Source organism: Pseudobdellovibrionaceae bacterium, assembly GCA_023898385.1.
Classification (GTDB): domain Bacteria; phylum Bdellovibrionota; class Bdellovibrionia; order Bdellovibrionales; family UBA1609.
The window spans coordinates 1795694-1815050 of record CP060220.1 but is presented as its reverse complement, the minus strand read 5'-3'; the positions used below and the strand labels follow the sequence as shown (position 1 = coordinate 1815050).

Annotated in this window: 21 protein-coding genes; 14 read left to right on the top strand and 7 right to left on the bottom strand. The window is 46.3% G+C overall.

Annotation, left to right across the window (positions count from 1 at the left end):
• The first annotated feature begins 5 nt into the window (after positions 1–5).
• Genes def through H6626_08075 form a run of 7 tightly spaced genes read left to right on the top strand, consistent with a single transcriptional unit; the run spans position 6 to position 6926 of the window.
• Positions 6–617, top strand: coding sequence for a peptide deformylase (gene def / locus H6626_08105; GenBank protein ID USN46186.1), 612 nt, complete (start codon positions 6–8; stop codon positions 615–617).
• Positions 618–1565, top strand: a complete 948-nt coding sequence (locus H6626_08100) for a methionyl-tRNA formyltransferase (GenBank protein ID USN46185.1) — start codon at positions 618–620, stop codon at positions 1563–1565.
• Entirely contained in the window at positions 1504–2211 is a 708-nt protein-coding gene (locus H6626_08095) for a ribulose-phosphate 3-epimerase (GenBank protein ID USN46184.1), read from the top strand. Before H6626_08100 ends, H6626_08095 begins: the two co-directional genes overlap by 62 nt.
• A gap of 20 nt (positions 2212–2231) precedes the next feature.
• On the top strand, positions 2232–3764 hold the full coding sequence (gene hutH, locus H6626_08090; GenBank protein ID USN48983.1) for a histidine ammonia-lyase: 1533 nt from the start codon (positions 2232–2234) through the stop codon (positions 3762–3764).
• Positions 3758–5407 (top strand): urocanate hydratase, encoded by a 1650-nt coding sequence (gene hutU / locus H6626_08085; protein ID USN46183.1) that lies wholly within the window; start codon positions 3758–3760, stop codon positions 5405–5407. Before hutH ends, hutU begins: the two co-directional genes overlap by 7 nt.
• 2 nt (positions 5408–5409) lie before the next feature.
• Positions 5410–6300, top strand: coding sequence for a MipA/OmpV family protein (locus tag H6626_08080; GenBank protein USN46182.1), 891 nt, complete (start codon positions 5410–5412; stop codon positions 6298–6300).
• Positions 6291–6926 (top strand): hypothetical protein, encoded by a 636-nt coding sequence (locus H6626_08075; GenBank protein ID USN46181.1) that lies wholly within the window; start codon positions 6291–6293, stop codon positions 6924–6926. The genes H6626_08080 and H6626_08075 overlap by 10 nt, the downstream gene beginning before the upstream one ends.
• A 412-nt stretch (positions 6927–7338) precedes the next feature.
• Here the strand turns inward: H6626_08075 and H6626_08070 are convergent, their stop codons facing one another.
• Both H6626_08070 and H6626_08065 read right to left on the bottom strand, forming a co-directional pair.
• Complete coding sequence (locus H6626_08070; GenBank protein ID USN46180.1) at positions 7339–8208, bottom strand: nucleotidyl transferase AbiEii/AbiGii toxin family protein; 870 nt, start codon at positions 8206–8208, stop codon at positions 7339–7341.
• Positions 8201–8839, bottom strand: coding sequence for a hypothetical protein (locus H6626_08065; protein ID USN46179.1), 639 nt, complete (start codon positions 8837–8839; stop codon positions 8201–8203). Before H6626_08065 ends, H6626_08070 begins: the two co-directional genes overlap by 8 nt.
• A gap of 318 nt (positions 8840–9157) precedes the next feature.
• Here H6626_08065 and H6626_08060 point away from each other — a divergent pair, with 318 nt between their 5' ends.
• The gene (locus H6626_08060) at positions 9158–9598 is read left to right on the top strand and encodes a hypothetical protein (GenBank protein USN46178.1); all 441 of its coding nucleotides are present in this window, start codon (positions 9158–9160) and stop codon (positions 9596–9598) included.
• 189 nt (positions 9599–9787) lie between these two features.
• Here H6626_08060 and H6626_08055 read toward each other — a convergent pair whose 3' ends face one another.
• Entirely contained in the window at positions 9788–10093 is a 306-nt protein-coding gene (locus tag H6626_08055) for a nucleotidyltransferase domain-containing protein (GenBank protein ID USN46177.1), read from the bottom strand.
• Positions 10090–10476 (bottom strand): nucleotidyltransferase substrate binding protein, encoded by a 387-nt coding sequence (locus H6626_08050; GenBank protein USN46176.1) that lies wholly within the window; start codon positions 10474–10476, stop codon positions 10090–10092. Before H6626_08050 ends, H6626_08055 begins: the two co-directional genes overlap by 4 nt.
• A gap of 399 nt (positions 10477–10875) precedes the next feature.
• On the opposite strand from H6626_08050, the gene H6626_08045 reads away from it, so the two are divergent.
• From H6626_08045 to H6626_08030, 4 genes are all read left to right on the top strand, one after another.
• Positions 10876–11088, top strand: a complete 213-nt coding sequence (locus tag H6626_08045; GenBank protein ID USN46175.1) for a hypothetical protein — start codon at positions 10876–10878, stop codon at positions 11086–11088.
• Positions 11085–11465 carry a type II toxin-antitoxin system death-on-curing family toxin gene (locus H6626_08040; protein ID USN46174.1) on the top strand — a complete coding sequence of 127 codons (381 nt, stop codon included), beginning with the start codon at positions 11085–11087 and terminating at the stop codon, positions 11463–11465. Before H6626_08045 ends, H6626_08040 begins: the two co-directional genes overlap by 4 nt.
• 335 nt (positions 11466–11800) lie before the next feature.
• Entirely contained in the window at positions 11801–13081 is a 1281-nt protein-coding gene (locus H6626_08035) for an imidazolonepropionase (protein ID USN46173.1), read from the top strand.
• Between the two features lie 94 nt (positions 13082–13175).
• A complete protein-coding gene (locus H6626_08030; GenBank protein ID USN46172.1) occupies positions 13176–13613 on the top strand; it encodes a hypothetical protein in 438 nt (145 codons plus the stop codon).
• On the opposite strand, the gene H6626_08025 is transcribed toward H6626_08030, so the two are convergent.
• Positions 13576–14169 carry a TlpA family protein disulfide reductase gene (locus H6626_08025; protein USN46171.1) on the bottom strand — a complete coding sequence of 198 codons (594 nt, stop codon included), beginning with the start codon at positions 14167–14169 and terminating at the stop codon, positions 13576–13578. The genes H6626_08030 and H6626_08025 overlap by 38 nt on opposite strands.
• On the opposite strand from H6626_08025, the gene H6626_08020 reads away from it, so the two are divergent.
• Complete coding sequence (locus H6626_08020; GenBank protein ID USN46170.1) at positions 14157–14390, top strand: hypothetical protein; 234 nt, start codon at positions 14157–14159, stop codon at positions 14388–14390. The two genes, H6626_08025 and H6626_08020, sit on opposite strands and share 13 nt — an antisense overlap.
• A 21-nt stretch (positions 14391–14411) precedes the next feature.
• Here the strand turns inward: H6626_08020 and H6626_08015 are convergent, their stop codons facing one another.
• Positions 14412–15179, bottom strand: a complete 768-nt coding sequence (locus tag H6626_08015) for an acyltransferase family protein (protein USN46169.1) — start codon at positions 15177–15179, stop codon at positions 14412–14414.
• Between the two features lie 33 nt (positions 15180–15212).
• Between H6626_08015 and glpK the strand changes: the two genes are divergently transcribed.
• Positions 15213–16700, top strand: a complete 1488-nt coding sequence (gene glpK, locus H6626_08010) for a glycerol kinase GlpK (protein USN46168.1) — start codon at positions 15213–15215, stop codon at positions 16698–16700.
• A gap of 94 nt (positions 16701–16794) precedes the next feature.
• Here the strand turns inward: glpK and tadA are convergent, their stop codons facing one another.
• Positions 16795–19299, bottom strand: coding sequence for a Flp pilus assembly complex ATPase component TadA (gene tadA, locus H6626_08005; protein ID USN46167.1), 2505 nt, complete (start codon positions 19297–19299; stop codon positions 16795–16797).
• Positions 19300–19357: the final 58 nt, after the last annotated feature.

Genomic DNA, 19357 nt, shown 5'->3' with positions numbered 1-19357 from the left:
GAACTATGACATTGCTAGAGGTATTGAAATTTCCAGATCCGCGATTGCGGCGACGCTGTGAACCGGTAGAAAAAGTCACTCCAGAGCTGCAGCAGTTGGCCAAGGACATGCTTGAGACCATGTATTCTTTTAATGGTATTGGTTTGGCCGCGGCCCAAGTGGACCGCACCGTTCGGCTGTTGGTTGTCGATACCCGACCAAAAAATGAAGAGGGGAAGCGCTATGACAACTCGGAGCAGACCGATTTAGAAAAAGCCATCGATCAGCCCCTGATTTTGTTTAATCCCGTCATCGTAAAAAAAGAGGGAAAAACCACGTTCGATGAGGGTTGTCTCAGCGTGCCCGGTTATTACGAAACGGTGGAGCGATTCGACCTGATTGAAGTGGAAGCCTTAGACATCAACGGAAAAAAAATAACCATAAAAACAGACGGACTCCTTGCCATTTGCATTCAGCACGAAATTGATCATTTGGATGGAAAGCTGTTTATTGATCGCCTGAGCCTAGTGAAATCCAATCGGATCAAATCAAAGATCAAAAAATATGGTTATCCTGATCCAGAAGAACAAGACGAAGAGAATAAAAACAAAGAGCCTGCCGGTGTGGGGTCTTTATAAGTGTCTACCTACCGTGTAGTGTTTATGGGCACGCCGCAATTTGCCCAATATCACCTCCAATCTTTAATTGATGACCGGCGGTTTGAGGTGGTGGGAGTAATGACTCAACCGGATCGCAAATCCGGTCGAAAGATGCAACTACAGCCTTGTCCGGTTAAGCAGCTGGCTTTGCAGCACGGACTGCCTGTAGTGAGCCCAGAAAAAGTAAATACGGAAGAAGTTTTTGAAGCCCTCGCTGAGTGGAATGCTGATGCGGCGGTTGTGGTGGCCTTTGGCCAAATTCTCCCGCAGAGATTTTTAGATTTGTATCCTCAGCGGGTGGTCAATGTACATGCGAGTTTATTGCCCAGGTGGCGAGGGGCTGCACCGATTCAAAGGGCCATCATGGCGGGCGATCCTGAAACCGGCGTGGCGTTACAGGTGATGGTGAAACAGCTCGATGCCGGAGACGTGATCGGGGTGAGAAAAATTTTGATTACAGACGACATGAGTGCTGTGGAGTTGCATGATGCGCTCATGCCTTTGGGTGCAGAACTTTTGCATGAAGAGTTTGTCGATTATCTGGAGGGGCAGCTCATTCCGACCTCGCAAGATGAAACATTGGTCACCTATGCGAGCAAGATCGATAAATCAGAAGGTCTTATTGATTGGACCCATAGCGCCAAAGACATCTCCAATAAGATCAGGGGTCTGCAACTGGGCCCTGGCACCTTCACATTTACGCAAGGCAAAATGCTGAAAATTCACAAGGCCGTTATTGGCTCTGACGAAACACGCTCCCATCACGGGCAAGTGTTGGCGGTGGGAAGCGATGGCATTTTGATTGGCTGTGGTCATGGCACTTTAAAGGTGTTACAAGTGCAGCCGGAGTCGCGGGCACGAATGAATGTGGCCGATTATCTTAAAGGCTACACAGTTAACGTCGGAGACCAATGGGGTGAACAATAGATTCTTAATTGCACCAAGCATTTTATCTGCGGATTTTTCAAAATTAGGGGAAGAAATCCACGCTGTGGAGAAAGCGGGAGCGGACTGGATCCACGTTGATGTGATGGACGGGCATTTTGTGCCGAATCTGACCATCGGAGCCCCCGTCGTTAAGTCTTTGCGTCCGGTGACCAAATTGCCGCTCGATGTGCATTTGATGATTGAAACTCCGGAACGGTTTGTAGAAAGCTTTGTGGCCGCCGGCGCTGATTATTTGACCATCCATGTGGAGGCCACACAAGATCCGCGCGCCGTCATTGAGCAGATTCGTAGTTTGGGATGTAAGCCTGGCATTACGTTGCGGCCAGCCACTTCAGTGGATGAGTTAGAGCCGTTTTTGGAGCTAGTTGATTTGGTCTTGGTAATGACCGTGAACCCCGGGTTTGGGGGGCAGTCATTCATGGAGGATCAAGTTATAAAGATTCAACAATTAAAAAAGCGATTGGGCGACCTAGGATCTTCAGCATTGATCGAGGTTGATGGGGGCATCAACGAACAAACGGCAAAAAAATGCCGTGATGCTGATGTATTAGTAGCGGGCAGCTATGTTTTTAAAAATGACTATACGCGAGCTATTGAAACCCTAAAATTATCCAAAGAAAGTTGAGGGCGCGAATGCGACCAGAAATCGTTGTCTCTGGTGAGGGAGTGACCATTGATCAAGTTTGGCAGGTGGCGCATGCGGAACCTCGCCCACTAGTGGTGCTGGCTGAATCTGCTCGACAGGCCATGCAAAAATCTCGATCGTATATTGAAAATCGAATTCATCGCGGCGATGTAATGTATGGTGTGAATACGGGGTTTGGGGCATTCAGTGATGTTCGCATTTCGCAACAAGATATAGTTAAGCTTCAACAGAACTTGATTCGATCGCACTCCTCTGGTGTGGGAGATCCTTTTAGCAAAAATGAAACTCGCGCTATTATGTTTTTGCGCGCCAACGCTTTAGCGCGAGGTCACAGCGGTTGCCGCGTAAAAGTGGTAGAAAAAATATTGGAGTTTCTCAACAAAGATGTGATCCCACGTGTGCCACAACAAGGCAGTGTGGGGGCTAGTGGGGATCTCGCCCCGCTGTCACATTTGGCGCTTGCGCTTATCGGCGAAGGTGAGGTCTGGGGTGAAGGGGGTGCTGTTGACACACCTATATCCTTACAGCATGCGCAGATAGAGCCCTTAGAGTTACAGGCTAAAGAGGGCTTGTCTTTAATTAATGGCTGTCAGGTGATGACGGCCGTGGGACTGCTGTCGGCCTATGAGGCTCGGCGTCTGGCGTGGATGGCCGATTTGGCCGGAGCTATGTCATTGGAGTCGCTGCGGGGAACTCGTTCAGCATTTGATCCCCTCATAGCTGCCACTCGCCCGCATCCCGGAGAAGCGAAAACCGCAAGAAACATGTTAAAGATCTTAGGGGAAACATCTCCCATTGCTGATAGTCACGTAGACTGCAACCGGGTGCAAGATGCTTATTCCCTGCGATGTATGCCGGCCGTGCACGGGGCGGCCAAAGACGCCTTACGGTCAGTGATTCATACTCTTGAAATAGAAGCAAACTCAAGCACGGACAATCCGCTCGTGTTTGCCGACGAAGATAAAGTTTTGTCCTGTGGTAACTTTCATGGTGAGCCGGTGGCCTTTGCTCTTGATTACTTGGGTATTGCTATGAGTGCTATGGTCAGTATGTCTGAGTGTCGAATTGAAAAATTAATCAACCCAGCAATGAGCCAGTTGCCGGCATTCCTAGCTCCAGAAGGTGGCCTCAACAGCGGCATGATGATTGTGCAAGTGGCTGCGGCTTCGCTTGTGAGCGAAAACAAAATTTTGGCCCATCCGGCCTCTGTAGACAGTATTCCCACTTCCGCCGACAAAGAAGATCATGTGAGTATGGGGACCATAGCGGCAAGAAAGTTAAGCAAAATTGTGCGAAATGCTGAAAACGTAGTAGCCATGGAAATGTTGTGCGCGAATCAAGCACTGGGTTTGTTAAAACCAATAGAACCCGCGGGTGTGGTTCTATCCGTGCACCAAGTTCTTGATAAAACAGTGCCCTTTGCACAAGAAGATCGGGTGTTTGCAAAAGACATTGAAGAAATAAAGCGTTTAATTCGTACGAACACCCTAATTGATACCGTGAAAAACACAGTGGGGGATCTCGAATGGTAAAAAGAGAAATTCATCCGCCGACAGGCACGAAGTTAAATTGTAAGGGCTGGTTGCAAGAGGCGGCGTATCGAATGATACAACATAACCTAGACCCCGAAGTGGCAGAAAAACCAGATGAGCTCATTGTCTACGGAGGCCGAGGAAAAGCCGCTAGAAACTGGGAGTGTTTTGATAAAATTTTATCGGCCCTTAAAGAGCTTGAAAACAACGAAACCCTGCTTGTTCAATCAGGAAAACCCATTGGTATTATTAAAACTCACGAAGATGCACCAAGGGTATTACTGGCTAACTCAAACCTTGTTCCAAAGTGGGCTACGTGGGAGCACTTTGACGAATTAGACAAGCAAGGCCTCATGATGTACGGCCAGATGACTGCGGGATCGTGGATATACATTGGCAGTCAGGGCATAGTGCAAGGGACCTATGAAACATTTGCCGAAGCCGGTCGGCGCCATTTTGGTGGTGACCTTAAGGGGCGGGTCATTCTAACAGCAGGCCTTGGCGGAATGGGTGGCGCACAACCACTCGCTGGAGTATTTGCCGGTGCCTGTGTTTTGGCAGTGGAAGTGGATCCGGATCGCATTGAAAAACGTATTAAAACAAAATACGTGGATGAAGTGGCAGATGATCTCGATGATGCCCTTACCCGAATAAAGCGATACCAAGAACAGGGAGTGGCGCGGTCCGTAGCTCTTCTTGGTAACATGGCCACAGTTATTCATCAGCTCATTGATAAAAAATTTGTACCTGATTTATTGACTGACCAAACATCCGCTCACGATCCCCTTGAGGGTTATATACCAGAAGGCTTTGATATCAAGGCCGCATCGATTTTGCGAAGTGAGAACCCAAAAGAGTATGTGCGTTTGGCAAAGGCGAGCATGGCCAAACATGTGCAAGGTATGTTGGAGATGAAAAAGCAGGGGGCCATTACCTTCGATTATGGAAATAACATTCGGGCGGTGGCGCAAGATGAAGGTGTCACCAATGCTTTTGATATTCCTGGATTCGTGCCCGAGTATATTCGCCCTTTGTTTTGTAAGGGCAGCGGGCCATTTCGTTGGGTGGCTTTGTCTGGAGATCCCAATGATATTAAAGTCACTGACGATGCTTTAAGGGAACTTTTTCCCGAGAAAACTCATTTGTTAAATTGGTTAACGATGGCTGAAGAGCGAATTGCTTTTCAAGGACTGCCCTCCAGAATTTGTTGGCTCGAATATGGCGAGCGGGCCAAAGCGGGAAAACGATTTAACGAACTTGTGGCCTCGGGACAGGTGAAGGCGCCCATTGTGATAGGTCGAGATCATCTCGATTGCGGTTCGGTGGCCTCACCCAACCGCGAAACTGAGGCCATGCGAGATGGGTCTGATGCGGTGGCTGATTGGCCGATTTTAAATGCATTGATCAATACGGCTTGTGGAGCCACATGGGTGAGTTTTCATCATGGTGGTGGCGTGGGGATGGGCTACAGTCTGCACGCAGGACAAGTGATTGTTTGTGACGGGACTGAAAAAGCGACGGAACGCCTTGAGCGAGTGTTGACGGCAGATCCTGCCATGGGATTGTTTCGGCACATTGATGCTGGATATGACGTTGCGATCAATACCGCTCGTGAGCGGGGTGCTAAATCATTGTGGATCTAAAATTGAGAATGGTTATTTTAAGTGGTCTTGATCTTTTATTGAAGCGCCCCTTTGGGGCAATTCTTTTGTGCTTAACGTTGCAGGGCCTTGGTTCACCCGCGTTGGCCTATTTGCGTGAAGACATGGATAAGCCCCTTTATGAAGTTGGGATCATGGGCGGGCTGTTTGATACTCCCGACTATCCGGGCGCGGAGCAAGGGCGAATTCGAACGTTGGGAGTGCCTTACTTTATCTATCGAGGTAAGGTTTTGCGCGCTGACCAGGAAGACGGAGTCAGAGGCCGGTTTTTCAATTCAGACCGCTTAGAGTTTGACGTGAGCATGGGGGCCGGGTTTCCATCAAAATCAAAAGACAATCGAGCCCGTGAAGGAATGCCCAGTCTTGATTGGACCGGGGAGGTGGGACCGAGTCTTGTCTACCATGCGGTTAAGGATTCAGCCATTGTGGCTCTCGATCTGAACTTTCCGTTAAGATGGGTGTTTTCTACGGATTTTACCCGCGTGGATGACAGGGGTTTTGTATTTCAACCCGGCTTTGATTTTACCCATGAGTCGTTGTTTGACGAGAATGTTAAGTTTTTTACCCGCTGGTCGCTCATTTATGCGACGCGTCCATTGATGCAATATTACTATGAAGTGCCCCTTGAGTACGCCACGGCATCCCGCCCGGCCTATGAAGCGCGGCCAGGCTTGTTGGGAAGCAAGGTCTCGGTGGCCGTCACCAACCGATTTACCGATAGAGTTTTATTTTTTACAGCCTTCGTTAAGAGTTTCTACCACGGCGTTGCCAACTCATCGAGCCCGCTGTTAAAAACCACTCACACATCAAGTCTGGTGGTGGGGGTAATTTGGAATTTTTATCATTCAGAAGAGACGGCCGGCCAATGGTATTGAGGTTTTTTATCATCGCACTCTTTGGTGGTGCATTGATTTTTTCTGAAATATCGCAAGCAGAGCCACGACCCTTTGATCAAACAGTGGAGGGATTGCCTTACTGTAAGATATTGTTGCGCGGAAATGATGTGGATCGGGATATTCTGGGAGAACTTGATCACTTAAAGCGTTTGGTTCTCAACTATGAGCTGTTAGATGTTTCTGAGCGCAAGCTCATAGCTGAGATCGTTTTTGGATTGGCTCATTTTTCTACGTCAATGGATCCGCTTGAGCTTGGCCCGAAATCATCGTCGGCGTATTTGTACACGTTGGCACCAACGAGTGTGACACAACATGGGACACTTTTGAATGAGTGGAACGGCTTGATGATAGTCATGAGTGACCGATTATTAAAAGTTATCTTTGATCTGGGTCATCAGGATTTTCGATTTTACTACACAAAAATCGAAGAAATTGGTGATGGCAAATATTTTTCGACCATCATGGACTCTCACGATTATAATCTTGAGAATAAGATGTTCAAAAATGGATTCAAAATTCTCACCAACGGATCACTGCAGGTGGAAACCCGAACACTGGGATTTGATGAAATTTGGATTCCGGCTTTCTTCTACGCCTCAGAATAAAAAACCCCCAGTCCATTGGGGGCGTGAGAGGTCTGAACTTAAAGATTTAAATTTATGAATCTTTAAATCCTTAAGCATCTGTGCAAATCACTGAGGCCGGGTAACAGGGGAATCTCGTTAGAAACTAGGAGGCACTAGTTTCAGCCCCGCCTCATAATAAGACACTAGACTTAAGGCCTATTCGGCTCATTGTGAGAAAACTTTAGTGAAATTTTGCCTTTTTTTATCTTTTTTTTGATTAAAAAAAACTAATAATTTCAGCGCATTAACTGTGTTTAACGGGTGTTCACTTGTCTTCTTTTGAGACGCCTGAACAGTCCGTGAACAAAATGTGAAATAGAGCGGCGGCCTTTTTGATTTTGGCGTGTTGTAGCGAGGCGGCTGTTCTCGCTACACTGCTGTTGATCCAACATCAGCCGAACAAAGGAGAGCACACTTCCAGGAAATATTCTTTGTTCCATAAGTCTAAACTGGCGAGCTCTCGCGCCTTTATAAACGGTGCTACATCGTTTTTAGCATCCAAAAAATTTGTTTCTTTAATTTTCTTGGTGAGTAAACGACCTAAATCTGCTTTCGAAAATTCATCTTTTACATTCCAATTTTCACTTTGCACAAGGCGTGATTTCAAATGAAGTAAGTTTGGCTCGACCTTTTGTCCCAAGTACCATAGGAGGTCATAGAAGTCGCGGCCCTTTATCCGTGTTTTCCATTTTCGCGCCAATACAGCGTGAAGTTTTCCGGCAAAAAGGCAATCCAATGTCATGGTTTTTACCTGAAAGGGAATGGGACTCATGAGGTTTTTCATTTCCACTGAAAAATCACTTGGAGGATCTGTGTCCACTTCGAATTTAATCTTAAGCGTTTCATTGTGTGGGACTTGTTTGGCAATGTCAGTTGGTACGCGCAAGTTCAAAAACTGAATTTTTGTTCCAGCCTTAAGAAAGGCGCTTTCAACGTTTGAATCGACTTTTTTGCTCTTTGATTCGACTTTGATTTCAAAGCCAAAAGACTCAAGTTCATCTTTTATGGCGGTAAGGTGCGGAGCCATATCAAAAGTTTTGTTGGTAATCAGTAACGAAAAATCCAGATCGTCTGAAAAACGGTTCAAACCATAAAGCGCCCTCAGGGCAGTTCCTCCATAAAAAGCGGCGTATTCAAAAAATTTGGAGCGCCAAAGTCCAAGAAGTGCCACCTCTTGAATAATTTCTTTGAAAGCATTTTCGTAGTCCTGTTTGGTTTTGCAGCTGTATGCATTCAGCATACTTACAATGACCTCATCCATTCGATTCCTTTTGGTTTTCTATGTAGTTCAAAAATTCTTGGCACTGTCGTGAATTATAATGTCGAACTATTTTCCGCACTCTTGCCGGGCGGACAAGCTCGACCAGTCTGGATTCATCGACTCTTAAGTCGACCAAAAGGTCTTTAAATGAAAATTCCGTAGATTTAAGTGCTAATGTCATTGTATCAACCAAAGCTTTTTCAGGACTCGCTATAATAATGTTTTCCGATGGGGCTTGTTCCATTCGCATTATACCTAACTTATACTTTTTAGGATTCACATAGCGGTAACTGTAGCGTCCTATCGGAGTGGTAAATGATTTATTTCGTTTACTAGTCACGCTTTTAATTTCTTCGACTCGTTCGGGGATAAGACCCCAAATGGAAAGAGCTGTTTCAAAAGAGATATAAGAAGGACCATAGATAAGATTGGCCAACAGCAGAGGGTTGTAGGCCGCGAATGGGTCTGGTTCCAGGACGTACAATCCTTTTTTGACTCGGATTAATTGTCCTGATTTCAAGAGCTCATTGATTTTCTGCAGGGGCGCTTTGTAGGCCTTTAGTGCGACCATCAGACTCTGGTAACTAAACTCCTCTCTGCCGATTTTTTGCCTAAGTTCGTACTTATTCATTTTCAACCACTAAGTTCGATAAATTCTAATATACTAGTTATTTATTTCAAAATAAAGTCCAGTATATTAGAATAAATCTAATGTACCGGTTAAAATAAGAGGGAGAAAGCGAGTGACGGCCGGTTTCCTTGGGACATAGGGGTAGCGAAGTTTCAGTCAGGGATTACGGTCGACTATCGGCGTCATTAAGGGCGCCAGGAAAAGTCTCACTGGTCGACTTTTTTTAGGCGATTTCGAATACTAAGAAGTCATCCGGAGTTTCGCTTCTTCGCTCCACGCTGCCGAGTTCAGAGTCATGACGTTGTCAGCTTTCACGGCGTGTTGTCAAGTGATTGGGTCAATGACTATGATTTTTCATCGTTGTCGCAGACTCTAGTTGTGGAAAATCTTGAGACTTTTCGTTTTCTACACCGACAGTGTTGCAATACGCTTTTGATCTTTGGAGGAGGCTGGAAGGTGGCCCAGCTAGTGGGATTTCATGAAAGGCTGCCTTCAACATTTTTTTATTGGGGAGATATTGATAAGGAAGGCTACGAGATTGTTGGCTACCTAATGGAGCGAATCCCTGACGTTCGGCCCGTGCTCATGGGCTTGTCCACAGTGGGCGAGTACAAGCATTTATCAGTTCGTAAAGAGGAATATTACGGGCCATTCAAAAATTTGGGTTCACTGCAGAAGACCTATGAGTTAGTTTGTCGGGAGGGAGTTTTAATTGAACAGGAAAAAATACCCACAGACCAATTGCCTTTCAAGATCTAGCCTGTCGGGCTCTGCTCAGCAATTCCGTATGCATGCAGGCGCTCGTCTTAAGTCAAGGGGTTCTGGGCGGACTTTGATAAACCGAGCCGTGGATTCAGCCTAGACCTTACCCGGCAGACCAATTCATTGACTCTATGCTGATGCATTGCAAATCAAAATTGAACCGGGTACCCGATACGAATCGGGCTTTTATAGCAATACTCGGTTCTTAAACACACCATCACGGTAGGATTCAGCCAGGTCTTTCTCCTCAACCAAATCCACTTTATATACAAGATTTGACTCCTCAAGCGCCTCATTTAATTCAGATACAAAGCCATGAGGCAGTGTTTGACCCACCGGAAGTTTAAACAACAAATCTATATCTGAAAACTTTCGATGGTCACCGCGCGCCCGCGATCCAAAGACCCAAACTTCACAGCCCATTTCTTTTAGAGGTCGGATGGCTAGATGCTCTAGAAGCTCGTTTTCGGCTTGAGTTAGACCCTGAATCATCGGGCTTTTAGCGACTCCAAAAGTCGAACGCCCTCCTGCGGAAACATCTTCACCACAGTAAACACTTCTGCGGCAATATCTTCATCGTAAGTATGTGAACTTTTATTGCGGGCATCTACAAAGGACAACCACAACTGGGGATTGTCGATGAAATTGTTTTGTGCCATTTCTCGGATTACCATTTTGGGAGCGGTGCTCCCTGTACCCATGACCTTTTTGGACACTTTCCAAGCAAGCTCCACACAAAACTCAAAGCGCTGAATACAAGTGTCCCGGAAGGCACGCTGCTCTACCGATCCACTACCTGAATTCCTATAAAGCTCTAATGATTCATTGAGCGTCGACAAAGCTTTTTCATATTCAATGAGACTTACTTTAGCCATTCAGCGTCCTGCTCCAGGAGCTGACGGGAAACCTGAGTAGACACCTCTTTAAACCGCCCATCCAGCTCAATCCGTTTTTAACTTCACGATTTTCACTCAAACCTCTGCTCAAAGCAAGGGCTAGAGGTATCCGGTTCAATTCTGATTTGCAGGGCGTTACCTTAGACCTGCTGGCCGCCTTAATAATCATCTGTGGCCTCATGCGCGTTCATAGATCAGCTGCTTGAGAATGTTAGAAATGGGCAGGCAATTGCTGCTGCTGTCGATACCTGTGAGAAAAAGCTAAGGTCCACAAACCATGACCAAATTTAATGAGCTTTATAGGCGATCAGTGAATTCTCATAGAGAACTTGACAAATCATGAATTTTCATGATAGCCTGTTGAGCCAGGAGATAGCTATGAAAGCCAAGAAGTTTGCCACTCAAATAGACGAAAAAGTCTTAAAAGAATTGAGGTCTTACGCAAAAGCTACGGACCGCAGTATTTCAAGTGTGGTCACTGAAGCCGTCGAAGAGTATATCCATCGGGCAAAAATACGACCTGGCTTTCGCGCTGCGATGGATGAAGTTTTAGATGACCATCAAGAGTTATTAAAACGATTAGCGAAATGAAAGTTACGCTTTATCCGACCCTTGCCGAAACTTTAGAGTTGCACACGAGGCTCATCGAGCGTTTTGGTGGCACAAAAGGTGTTCGTGATTTGGGTTTGCTAGAGAGTGCTCTTATGCGCCCCCAAACGGGATACTACACTAGTTTGTCCTTAGAGGCCGCTGCGCTTTTGCAAAGCTTAGCCCAGAACCACGCATTTGTAGATGGCAATAAACGAGTGGCCTTTGCTACCACGGCTATTTTTTTACGCCTGAATGGATTTAGGCTAAGGGTCGATCCCGACAACGGAGAATCCTTCCTCATCCATCGAGTGATTGAAAATAAAGCTGAAATTGAAGAAATCGCTAGGTGGTTGGAAAAGCATATGCAGGTCATTTGAGGCTTTTGGTGTGATTTTCTTTCTGTTAGGTATCCGTCCTGTTTACAGGGCGTCACATTTGGTCGCCCCTGCTTTTTCACACGCAACAAATGTTCGATTCAGGAGACGGTATTCGGGCCCGCCCACCCAAACAAGGGCTCGGTTATTGAGTATCGGCGCCCCCCGTGATCAATTAACAAAACCCAATGCGATACTCGTAGCTTCGCAATATCGCAAAAAAGTTTCACAAAAAGGCTTGCCTTAACATTGGGGGGGGCATTAGCGCACTGCAAATCAAAATTGAACCGGGTACCTTTCGGGAGAGGCCATGACAACTCCTGCAAACTCAGCATACAATGGCCGCTGCAAAAACTAAGGCGGTGAGTGTGTCTAAGGTTACCCTATTTACCAATATACAAGAGCTTTTGACCCTCAAGGGGGCTGTAAAAAAAGGCGCTCGTCGGGTTTTAGAGAAGGACCTCGGTATTATAAAAAATGCCGCTATGGTTTGTCATAAAGGCCGCGTGTTGTGGGTGGGGCCACAGAAAAAACTCTCAAAAAACATTTGGAAAGAATTTGGCAAGCCCAAGGAAATTTCGTTGAAGAGTGGCACAGTGATGCCGGCCTTTGTGGAGTGTCACACGCATTTAGTTTTTGCTGGTAACCGTGCTGATGAATTTGAAATGCGAACTCAGGGGGCCAGTTACCAAGAAATAGCTAAAAAGGGCGGAGGAATCTTGTCGACGGTGCGGGCTACCCGCAAGGCCAAGGAACAGGATTTGATTGACCTCGCCCAAGAACGTGCAGATCGATTCATTAGGCAAGGAGTGACTACTTTAGAAATAAAAAGTGGCTATGGACTAGATTTAAAAACAGAAACAAAAATATTACGGACGGCAAGGCAATTACAAAACGTAAGAACCGTGGCCACCTATCTGGGGCTGCATGCGGTACCTCCTGAATTCGCCGACTCTGAGTCTTATTTGGTGCATGTCATAGACAATGTTTTGCCGATTTTAGCGCAAAAAAAACTGATAGATCGAGTGGATGCCTTTGTTGATGAAGGATATTTTTCAACAGATCAAGCCCGTCGGTATTTTCAAGCAGCTCGTGCTTATGGTTTTAAAGTGTCTGCTCACGTGGAGCAGCTCACAAGACAGGGCGGAACTGAGGTGGCCATTGAGATGGGCGCCCTATCTGCTGATCATGTGGTGCAAGTCAGCAAAAAAGACATTCAAAAATTAGCAGAATCAGAGACAACAGGTGTTTTGTTACCTGCTGCTGATTTTTATTTGCAAATGAACTATCCACCGGCCAGAGATTTAATTGAAGCCGGGGCTCGTGTGGCTCTAGCCACAGACTATAATCCAGGGAGCTCGCCCACGCAGGATTTGTCGCTTGTGGGAATGCTGGCCCGCCTAGAGATGAAAATGTCTTTACCTGAAGTTATAGTGGCATACACGTTGGGCGCGGCCCATGCCCTAGACCATGGTCGAGACCTTGGCGCCTTGTTGCCGGGACGAATTTGCGACTTTGTTGTGATCGATGGTTCTTGGCGGGATTTGTTCTACCAGGTGGGCTTTCATCCAGTTGGGGCCACCTGGAAACAGGGCAAAAACATCTTTCAGCACCGATAAATTTATGTAAGAAAGTGAAAAAGCTTTTGCATTTAGCTAAAAAAATTTTCTAGTCTTAGGTTTGAGGGGAAGATTTATTTGGGGGGCAAAAGCCATGGGTCAAGCGGTGTCGTTTTTAACTCAGTCAAAATTCTATTCGCCGGCTTTCAACGGTGCAATTTTTGACGGACCAGTACGTATTTACTTTGCGCAATACCAAGAAACATTGGCGCTGAAGTTTTATTTTTGCATGCAAAAAGACATGCGTGATTTGCTGCAGTTTTACAAAGATGCCAGTCACCTGCGTGGGCGAACGGTCTACGTGATGTTATATCCGACGACCGAAACCTTTGAGAGATCATTTGATCAATCTCCCATTGAAGGTTTAGTCGCCAACGAACGCTGGGGCGAAGATCATGTAGTTGGAGTTTGCAACCCCAATGACGAGACAGATTTTGACAGCGCGTTTTCGGTGTTGCGGCAGACCCTATCGCAGTGGAAGGCTCAAGCAGGCCCTAATCTTCGCCTTGCAGTTGACGCACAAGCTTTATAAACAGGTCGCCTTTGTCCACAAGGGTGCCTGTGTACCTGAGTGCCACACGTCCTTTTTTGTCGATTAGGATGTGCAGAGGAAGAGAATTCACCAAATAATTGTCTTTTGCTTGCGAATGAGTGGAAAGACGTACAAAACTCAGCTCAGGGGCCGCTTCCTGCAAAAATTTCTGCGCCTTCACAATATTTTGTTCATCCGTGTCGAGATTAATGATCAAAGATGAAAAGGCTCCCGAGGTCAAAGCCGACTGGCTGATGGTGTTCAACAGGGGCAACTCTTCAATACAGGGAGGGCACCAGTAAGCCCAGAAGTTCACATACACCACCTGTCCGAGCATTTGCTGGAGTTCGACCTCTGTACCATCAACAAGAACGTCAAGGCGGGGGGCTTGGAGCCGACTCTCATGCAATAACAAAGAGGTCTGGCTTTGAGGGGTTTGCTGTCGATTTTGCGAAGGATCGATACTAGAATAAATAAACAGCAGAGCCAAAATTGCAAAGAGAAGGGCCGTTGCTGCGGTTTTCATAATAAATAGGGCTTTAGATGTTTGATTCACGGCCACAAGATAGTGTTAAAGGCGATAGGCGTCAAAGCCAAAGTCGTGGGCAAATAGTGGTGGAGTATGTCTTGTTGCTCATGGTGGGCGTGAGTTTGGCGCTGATCATCACACGTCTCGTGGTGAGTCGGAATCCAGACCCTGACGATCAGGGGTTCTTGATTAAAACCTGGAGTGCGATCATTCAAACCATAGGTGATGACACGGCAGATGCGCCGTAATTTCGACTCATTTGAAATTCACTAAACGTAAATGGTGCTGCGAGATTCTACGGCTTTGTTGATGGCGAGCTGCATATCTTCCCTGATTTCAGAAGCGATTTCATGCACTAGATCATTGTCATCGGCGGCATCGGGCGAGTAGGGTAGGTGGATTGGCGGTAGAAATTGAATCTTCCATCGAGCGGGCAACGGCACCAAATTTAACGGGAGTGGCAAAACAAAATTCTTAAACCACTTTTCTAATTTTATTTGGCCCAAATTAATAAAGGTTTCTTCGGCACCAATAACCACAGTGGGTATTATGGGAGATTGTGTTTTAATCGCCATTCTTACAAACCCACGGCGGAACTCCTGCAAGTTATAGGCTTGGCTGGTGGGCTTAAAGTTTCCGTACTCGCCTTCGGGAAATAACAAAATGAGGTTTTTCTTATTCAGGTGATAAATTCCATTGGTGGTTGTGGCATTTACAAATCCCATTTTCTGCATGGGGTTTGATGTGAGGCGGCTTAAAAACCAAAAATAGTGGGTCATCACCCGAGGTATACGGCCAGTGCCTTTGTAGATTTCATAGGTGATCATAAGCGCGTCCACACCCGCATATCCTGAGTGATTGGGGGTAATGATTCCAGACCCTGTACGTGGCAGGTTTTCGGCGCCCGCCACTTCAAGTCGAAAGTACCGAGAAAACAGATCGCCTAACGCGTGGGGGATCATTCGATAAAGCAGGGCGTCGGAAGCTTTCTGATTCATGTCGATTTTTTTATTGGGCTTTGGCCAAAACTTTTTCATTATGGTACCTGGCTCATGGGCGAAGAGGTAAACATGTCAAAGTATATACTATCCATCGATCAGGGTACAACCGGAACCACCGTGGCAATTATCAATCAGCGCGGGCTACCGAAGGCGAAAGTGAACAAAGAATTTCGGCAGCATTATCCAAAGCCGGGCTGGGTGGAGCACAACCCCGAAGATATATGGGATTCAGTGCTCACTTGCATCAGGCAGGTGCTGGATGAGGCGCAAATTCGGGGTGAAGAAATTGCCGGTATTGGTATCACTAACCAACGAGAAACCACTTTGATTTGGGAGCGTGAGACCGGAAAGCCCATTCACAATGCCATTGTTTGGCAATGTCGACGAACTACTGAATTTTGCCAAGGTCTCAAGAAAAAAGGTTTAGAAAAATACATAAAACGAAAAACGGGTTTGGTGATAGACCCCTATTTTTCAAGCTCTAAATTTCGCTGGCTCCTTGAAAACGCGACAGGGGCTCGCAAGAAAGCGCAGTCCGGGCAACTTGCCGGTGGAACAATAGATAGTTTTTTGTTTTGGCGTTTGACAGCTGGAGCGTCTCACAAAACCGATGTTTCAAATGCATCGCGCACGCAATTGATGGATATAAAATCGGGTGAGTGGGACAAGGAGCTATTAAAGATATTTTCTGTGCCTGAGAATTTGCTTCCTGAAATTTGCCCCTCAAGTGGTGAGTTAGGACAAACTAAAAATGTACCGGGATTGCCTGATGGTATACCGATTTCAGGGATGGCCGGAGATCAGCAGGCCGCACTTTTTGGTCAATCGTGTTTTAAAATGGGCGAGGCCAAGTGCACCTTTGGCACGGGCAGTTTTATTTTAATGAACACGGGCAATGAAAAGGTCACATCTAAACATGGCTTACTCACCTCTGTGGCCTGGCAATTGAAAAATCAAAAGAAATTCACCTATGCCCTTGAAGGGGGTGCGTTTATCTGTGGAGCTGCTGTGCAGTGGTTACGGGATGAGATGCAATTTTTCAAAAGTTCTGCTGAGATCGAACAGTTGGCCTCACAGGTGGAGAGCGCGGAAGGGGTGGAGTTTGTTCCTGCTCTTGCAGGATTGGGTGCTCCTTACTGGAGTCCAGAAGCGCGCGGAGCGATCACTGGTCTGACTCGAGGGTCCAATCGAAGTCATATTGCACGAGCCACCCTCGATGCCATGGCTTTGCAAAACGTAGATATACTGGTCGCCATGGAAAAAGACCTTGGAAAGAAGCTAAAGAATCTCAAAGTCGATGGCGGGGCATCAGCCAATAACCTATTGATGCAGTTGCAGGCCGATTACTTGGGCGCAAAAATCTATCGTCCCCGATTGATTGAAACTACGGTGGCAGGTGCGGCCTACTTGGCTGGTTTAGGTATTGGATACTGGAGTTCAGAAAAAGACATCAAAGAAATCTGGCAAGTAGATCAAGGGTTTCAACCAAAAATAACAGCAAAACAACAAACTGCGCGCTTAAAGTCGTGGCATAAAGCCATTAAAACTGTGATCTAGGCAAAAGGTATCGGATTCCCTTTGGTAGCAATAGTGCGTCACTCAAGTGACGCACTATTGCTACCAAAGGGAATCCGATACCTTTTGGAGATACCTACGCAATTTTTAATAAGTTCGAGTGGCGCTGGCTTAGTCCATAAGTGACGCCGAGCACTTCTTCAATTGTCGTTAATCCGCTGGCTGCCATTCGAAAGCCATACTCTGCCAGTGTCTCAAAGGGTTCCATGCGCAGGGCTTGGTTGAGTTCAGCCACAGGGTCAGGGCTGGCCAATGCCACTCGAATCAGCTCCGATTTGGCCCAGTACTCAAAGATCGGAATTCGACCGAAATATCCGGTGTAGTTACAGCTGTGGCAGCCCTTTCCGTAAGAGATATTGGGTCCCACTGAAAGTTCAGGCAGGCAGTCTTTAAACAGTCTTAGCTCATCGTTGGTGATCGCTCGCTGCGTGCGACACTCAGGGCAAATACTTCGAACTAGTCTTTGCGCCATTACTCCAATCAAGCTTGATGAAATTTGCGCCGGAGACGCACCCAAATCCAATAGTCGTGGCAATATGTCCACTGAGTTAGAGGCATGGATGGTGGCCAGAACAAGGTGGCCTGTGAGGGCGGCATCAAACACCATTTGTAAAGAACGTGCATCTCGGATTTCGCCAACAAGAATCACATCCGGATCTTGTCTGAGTACGTGCTTTAGAACCACGTCGTAATTGAGGTCGATGTCCTTGTTGATTTGAATTTGGTTAATGCCAGGAAGCTCCAGTTCGATGGGGTCTTCTATGGTGACGATGTTATATTGTAGTTTATTGATTTCAGAAAGTAACGAATACAAAGTGGTGGTTTTTCCGGATCCTGTGGGGCCAGCGACAAGAAATAACCCTTGGCGAAATTGACTGAGGTTATTTAAAAACTTAATCACTCTTTTCTCAGGAGCAAGTCGGTTTAGAGGGATAACAGAACTTCGTCGGCCCAGCAGTCGTATCACCACCTTCTCGCCATAGCGAGTGGGGACGGTGGATACCCGAGCACTCATTGGCTTCTTTCCTGACCGAAAAGAAAACTGGGCATCCTGAGGTCGGCGTTTTTCGGTGATATCCATTTGTGAAATTACTTTTGTTCGGTTGACGATTTGTTTTCCCAAATCACTGGATATTTCGTGCCAGGGCTGAATCATCACGCCGTCCACACGAAGGCGCACTCGCATTCCTGTTTCTAGAAATTCAAAATGAATGTCGCTAGCTCTTTGTTCTTGCGCAAAATCTAAGATTTCTTGAAGCGAGTGCTCGGGCTCGGAGCTTTGTAGTTTGACCCGGTGAGAGGTGTCTTCTTCTCCAAACGGGCGAACGATGGTGATTTCAGTCAGCGAAGTAAATGCAGTTTCGTCCTTCACGTTTAATTCAATTCCGGGCAGGCGATTGAGTGACTGTAGTCTGGCAGCTAAAGTGATTGCAAGTGGAGTTAAAAAATCTGACAGGTTCATGAGCTTTTCGAGTGCCTCTCGATGCAGCACATAGACTTCACAGTCGGTCACGGCTGAAGCGTGAAGGTTATGCCATGTGTTCGTGAGAATGCAGGTTTCACCCATGCTATCGTAGGTTTCGCGAGTTTCCACATGGCAATAAAGGGGATGACCTTCAACTTTTTTAATCAAATCCACTTTACCCGATTTAATTAAATAAATTTCGCTGCAGGGTGTGTCAGCAGAAAAAATACGCTCGTCGCGAGAAAAGCGGCGATACTGTAGATGGGGAGCGATAAGCTCAAGATCGGCCTTTGAAAGCTGCGAAAACATGAGAGAAAATTCCAGGTATTCGACGATTTCAGCCTCAGTAGATGGTGCTTCTGGTGCAGTTTCATCTAAATCTCGGTGAATGGTTCTTTGAAAACCCAAGTAGTTGTTTAACATAGGTTTACGAAGTCGTTCGAAATCTTCTTCTTCGATATTTGATAGGAGAAGATTTACCTTACTCTGACTTTTTTCAAATTCCTCAAAAAAGCCAGGATTGGGTGGCATCACCATGGCCACGTGAAGGTTGTTGTTCTCTAGTTTTACCGGGATCACTTTGTATTTGGTCACATGGGATGCTGGCAGTAGTTTGATCATTTTATTGTCAAACCGCAGTTGCGTTTCGTCAAACTTTCTAACAGCATAGCTACTTCTCAGGTTACTCTGAATCTGTCGGGCGAGTGAACCCACAAGGCTTTTGCCGAGCACCACATCATTTTGAATGCGATCGACAAAAACAGAGCCGTTAAGCACCAAAAGAGAGGTTTCTTCAAGCGCAAAGGCGCTGGTTGAGTGTACGGAGTTTGTGAGGACCGAAAGTTCTGAAAAGTGTTCTCGATGTTTGATGACTCGTACTTGTATGGCTTGTCCTAAACTGCGAGTGTTTTTAGTGATTTCCACAGAGCCTGATTTTACAAAATAAACATTTTGACTGGTTTCTCGCTCTAAAAAGATGGGATCACCTTTATCAAAGTTTTGTTCTTCTAAGTTTTGCGCCAGCTCGCGCAAAATATCTACAGGTGTGTCTTTAAATAAAAAGCAATCTTGCAAAATTTTAACATGGTCTTTGATCTTATCATTTGAATGAATCATAAGGTGCTCCTGGTACCGTCTTTTCGGCAACGAGCTCGATACAGAAAAGCCAAGTTTT

What these genes read in the sequence shown, in the direction of transcription:
- def (USN46186.1), top strand. Translation starts at nt 6, where the DNA reads ATGACATTGCTAGAGGTATTGAAATTTCCAGATCCGCGATTGCGGCGA.
- H6626_08095 (USN46184.1), top strand. Translation starts at nt 1,504, where the DNA reads ATGTGGCCGATTATCTTAAAGGCTACACAGTTAACGTCGGAGACCAAT.
- hutU (USN46183.1), top strand. Translation starts at nt 3,758, where the DNA reads ATGGTAAAAAGAGAAATTCATCCGCCGACAGGCACGAAGTTAAATTGT.
- H6626_08075 (USN46181.1), top strand. Translation starts at nt 6,291, where the DNA reads ATGGTATTGAGGTTTTTTATCATCGCACTCTTTGGTGGTGCATTGATT.
- H6626_08070 (USN46180.1), bottom strand. Translation starts at nt 8,208, where the DNA reads ATGGATGAGGTCATTGTAAGTATGCTGAATGCATACAGCTGCAAAACC.
- H6626_08065 (USN46179.1), bottom strand. Translation starts at nt 8,839, where the DNA reads ATGAATAAGTACGAACTTAGGCAAAAAATCGGCAGAGAGGAGTTTAGT.
- H6626_08055 (USN46177.1), bottom strand. Translation starts at nt 10,093, where the DNA reads ATGATTCAGGGTCTAACTCAAGCCGAAAACGAGCTTCTAGAGCATCTA.
- H6626_08050 (USN46176.1), bottom strand. Translation starts at nt 10,476, where the DNA reads ATGGCTAAAGTAAGTCTCATTGAATATGAAAAAGCTTTGTCGACGCTC.
- H6626_08045 (USN46175.1), top strand. Translation starts at nt 10,876, where the DNA reads ATGAAAGCCAAGAAGTTTGCCACTCAAATAGACGAAAAAGTCTTAAAA.
- H6626_08040 (USN46174.1), top strand. Translation starts at nt 11,085, where the DNA reads ATGAAAGTTACGCTTTATCCGACCCTTGCCGAAACTTTAGAGTTGCAC.
- H6626_08035 (USN46173.1), top strand. Translation starts at nt 11,801, where the DNA reads ATGGCCGCTGCAAAAACTAAGGCGGTGAGTGTGTCTAAGGTTACCCTA.
- H6626_08030 (USN46172.1), top strand. Translation starts at nt 13,176, where the DNA reads ATGGGTCAAGCGGTGTCGTTTTTAACTCAGTCAAAATTCTATTCGCCG.
- H6626_08020 (USN46170.1), top strand. Translation starts at nt 14,157, where the DNA reads ATGTTTGATTCACGGCCACAAGATAGTGTTAAAGGCGATAGGCGTCAA.
- H6626_08015 (USN46169.1), bottom strand. Translation starts at nt 15,179, where the DNA reads ATGAAAAAGTTTTGGCCAAAGCCCAATAAAAAAATCGACATGAATCAG.
- glpK (USN46168.1), top strand. Translation starts at nt 15,213, where the DNA reads ATGTCAAAGTATATACTATCCATCGATCAGGGTACAACCGGAACCACC.
- tadA (USN46167.1), bottom strand. Translation starts at nt 19,299, where the DNA reads ATGATTCATTCAAATGATAAGATCAAAGACCATGTTAAAATTTTGCAA.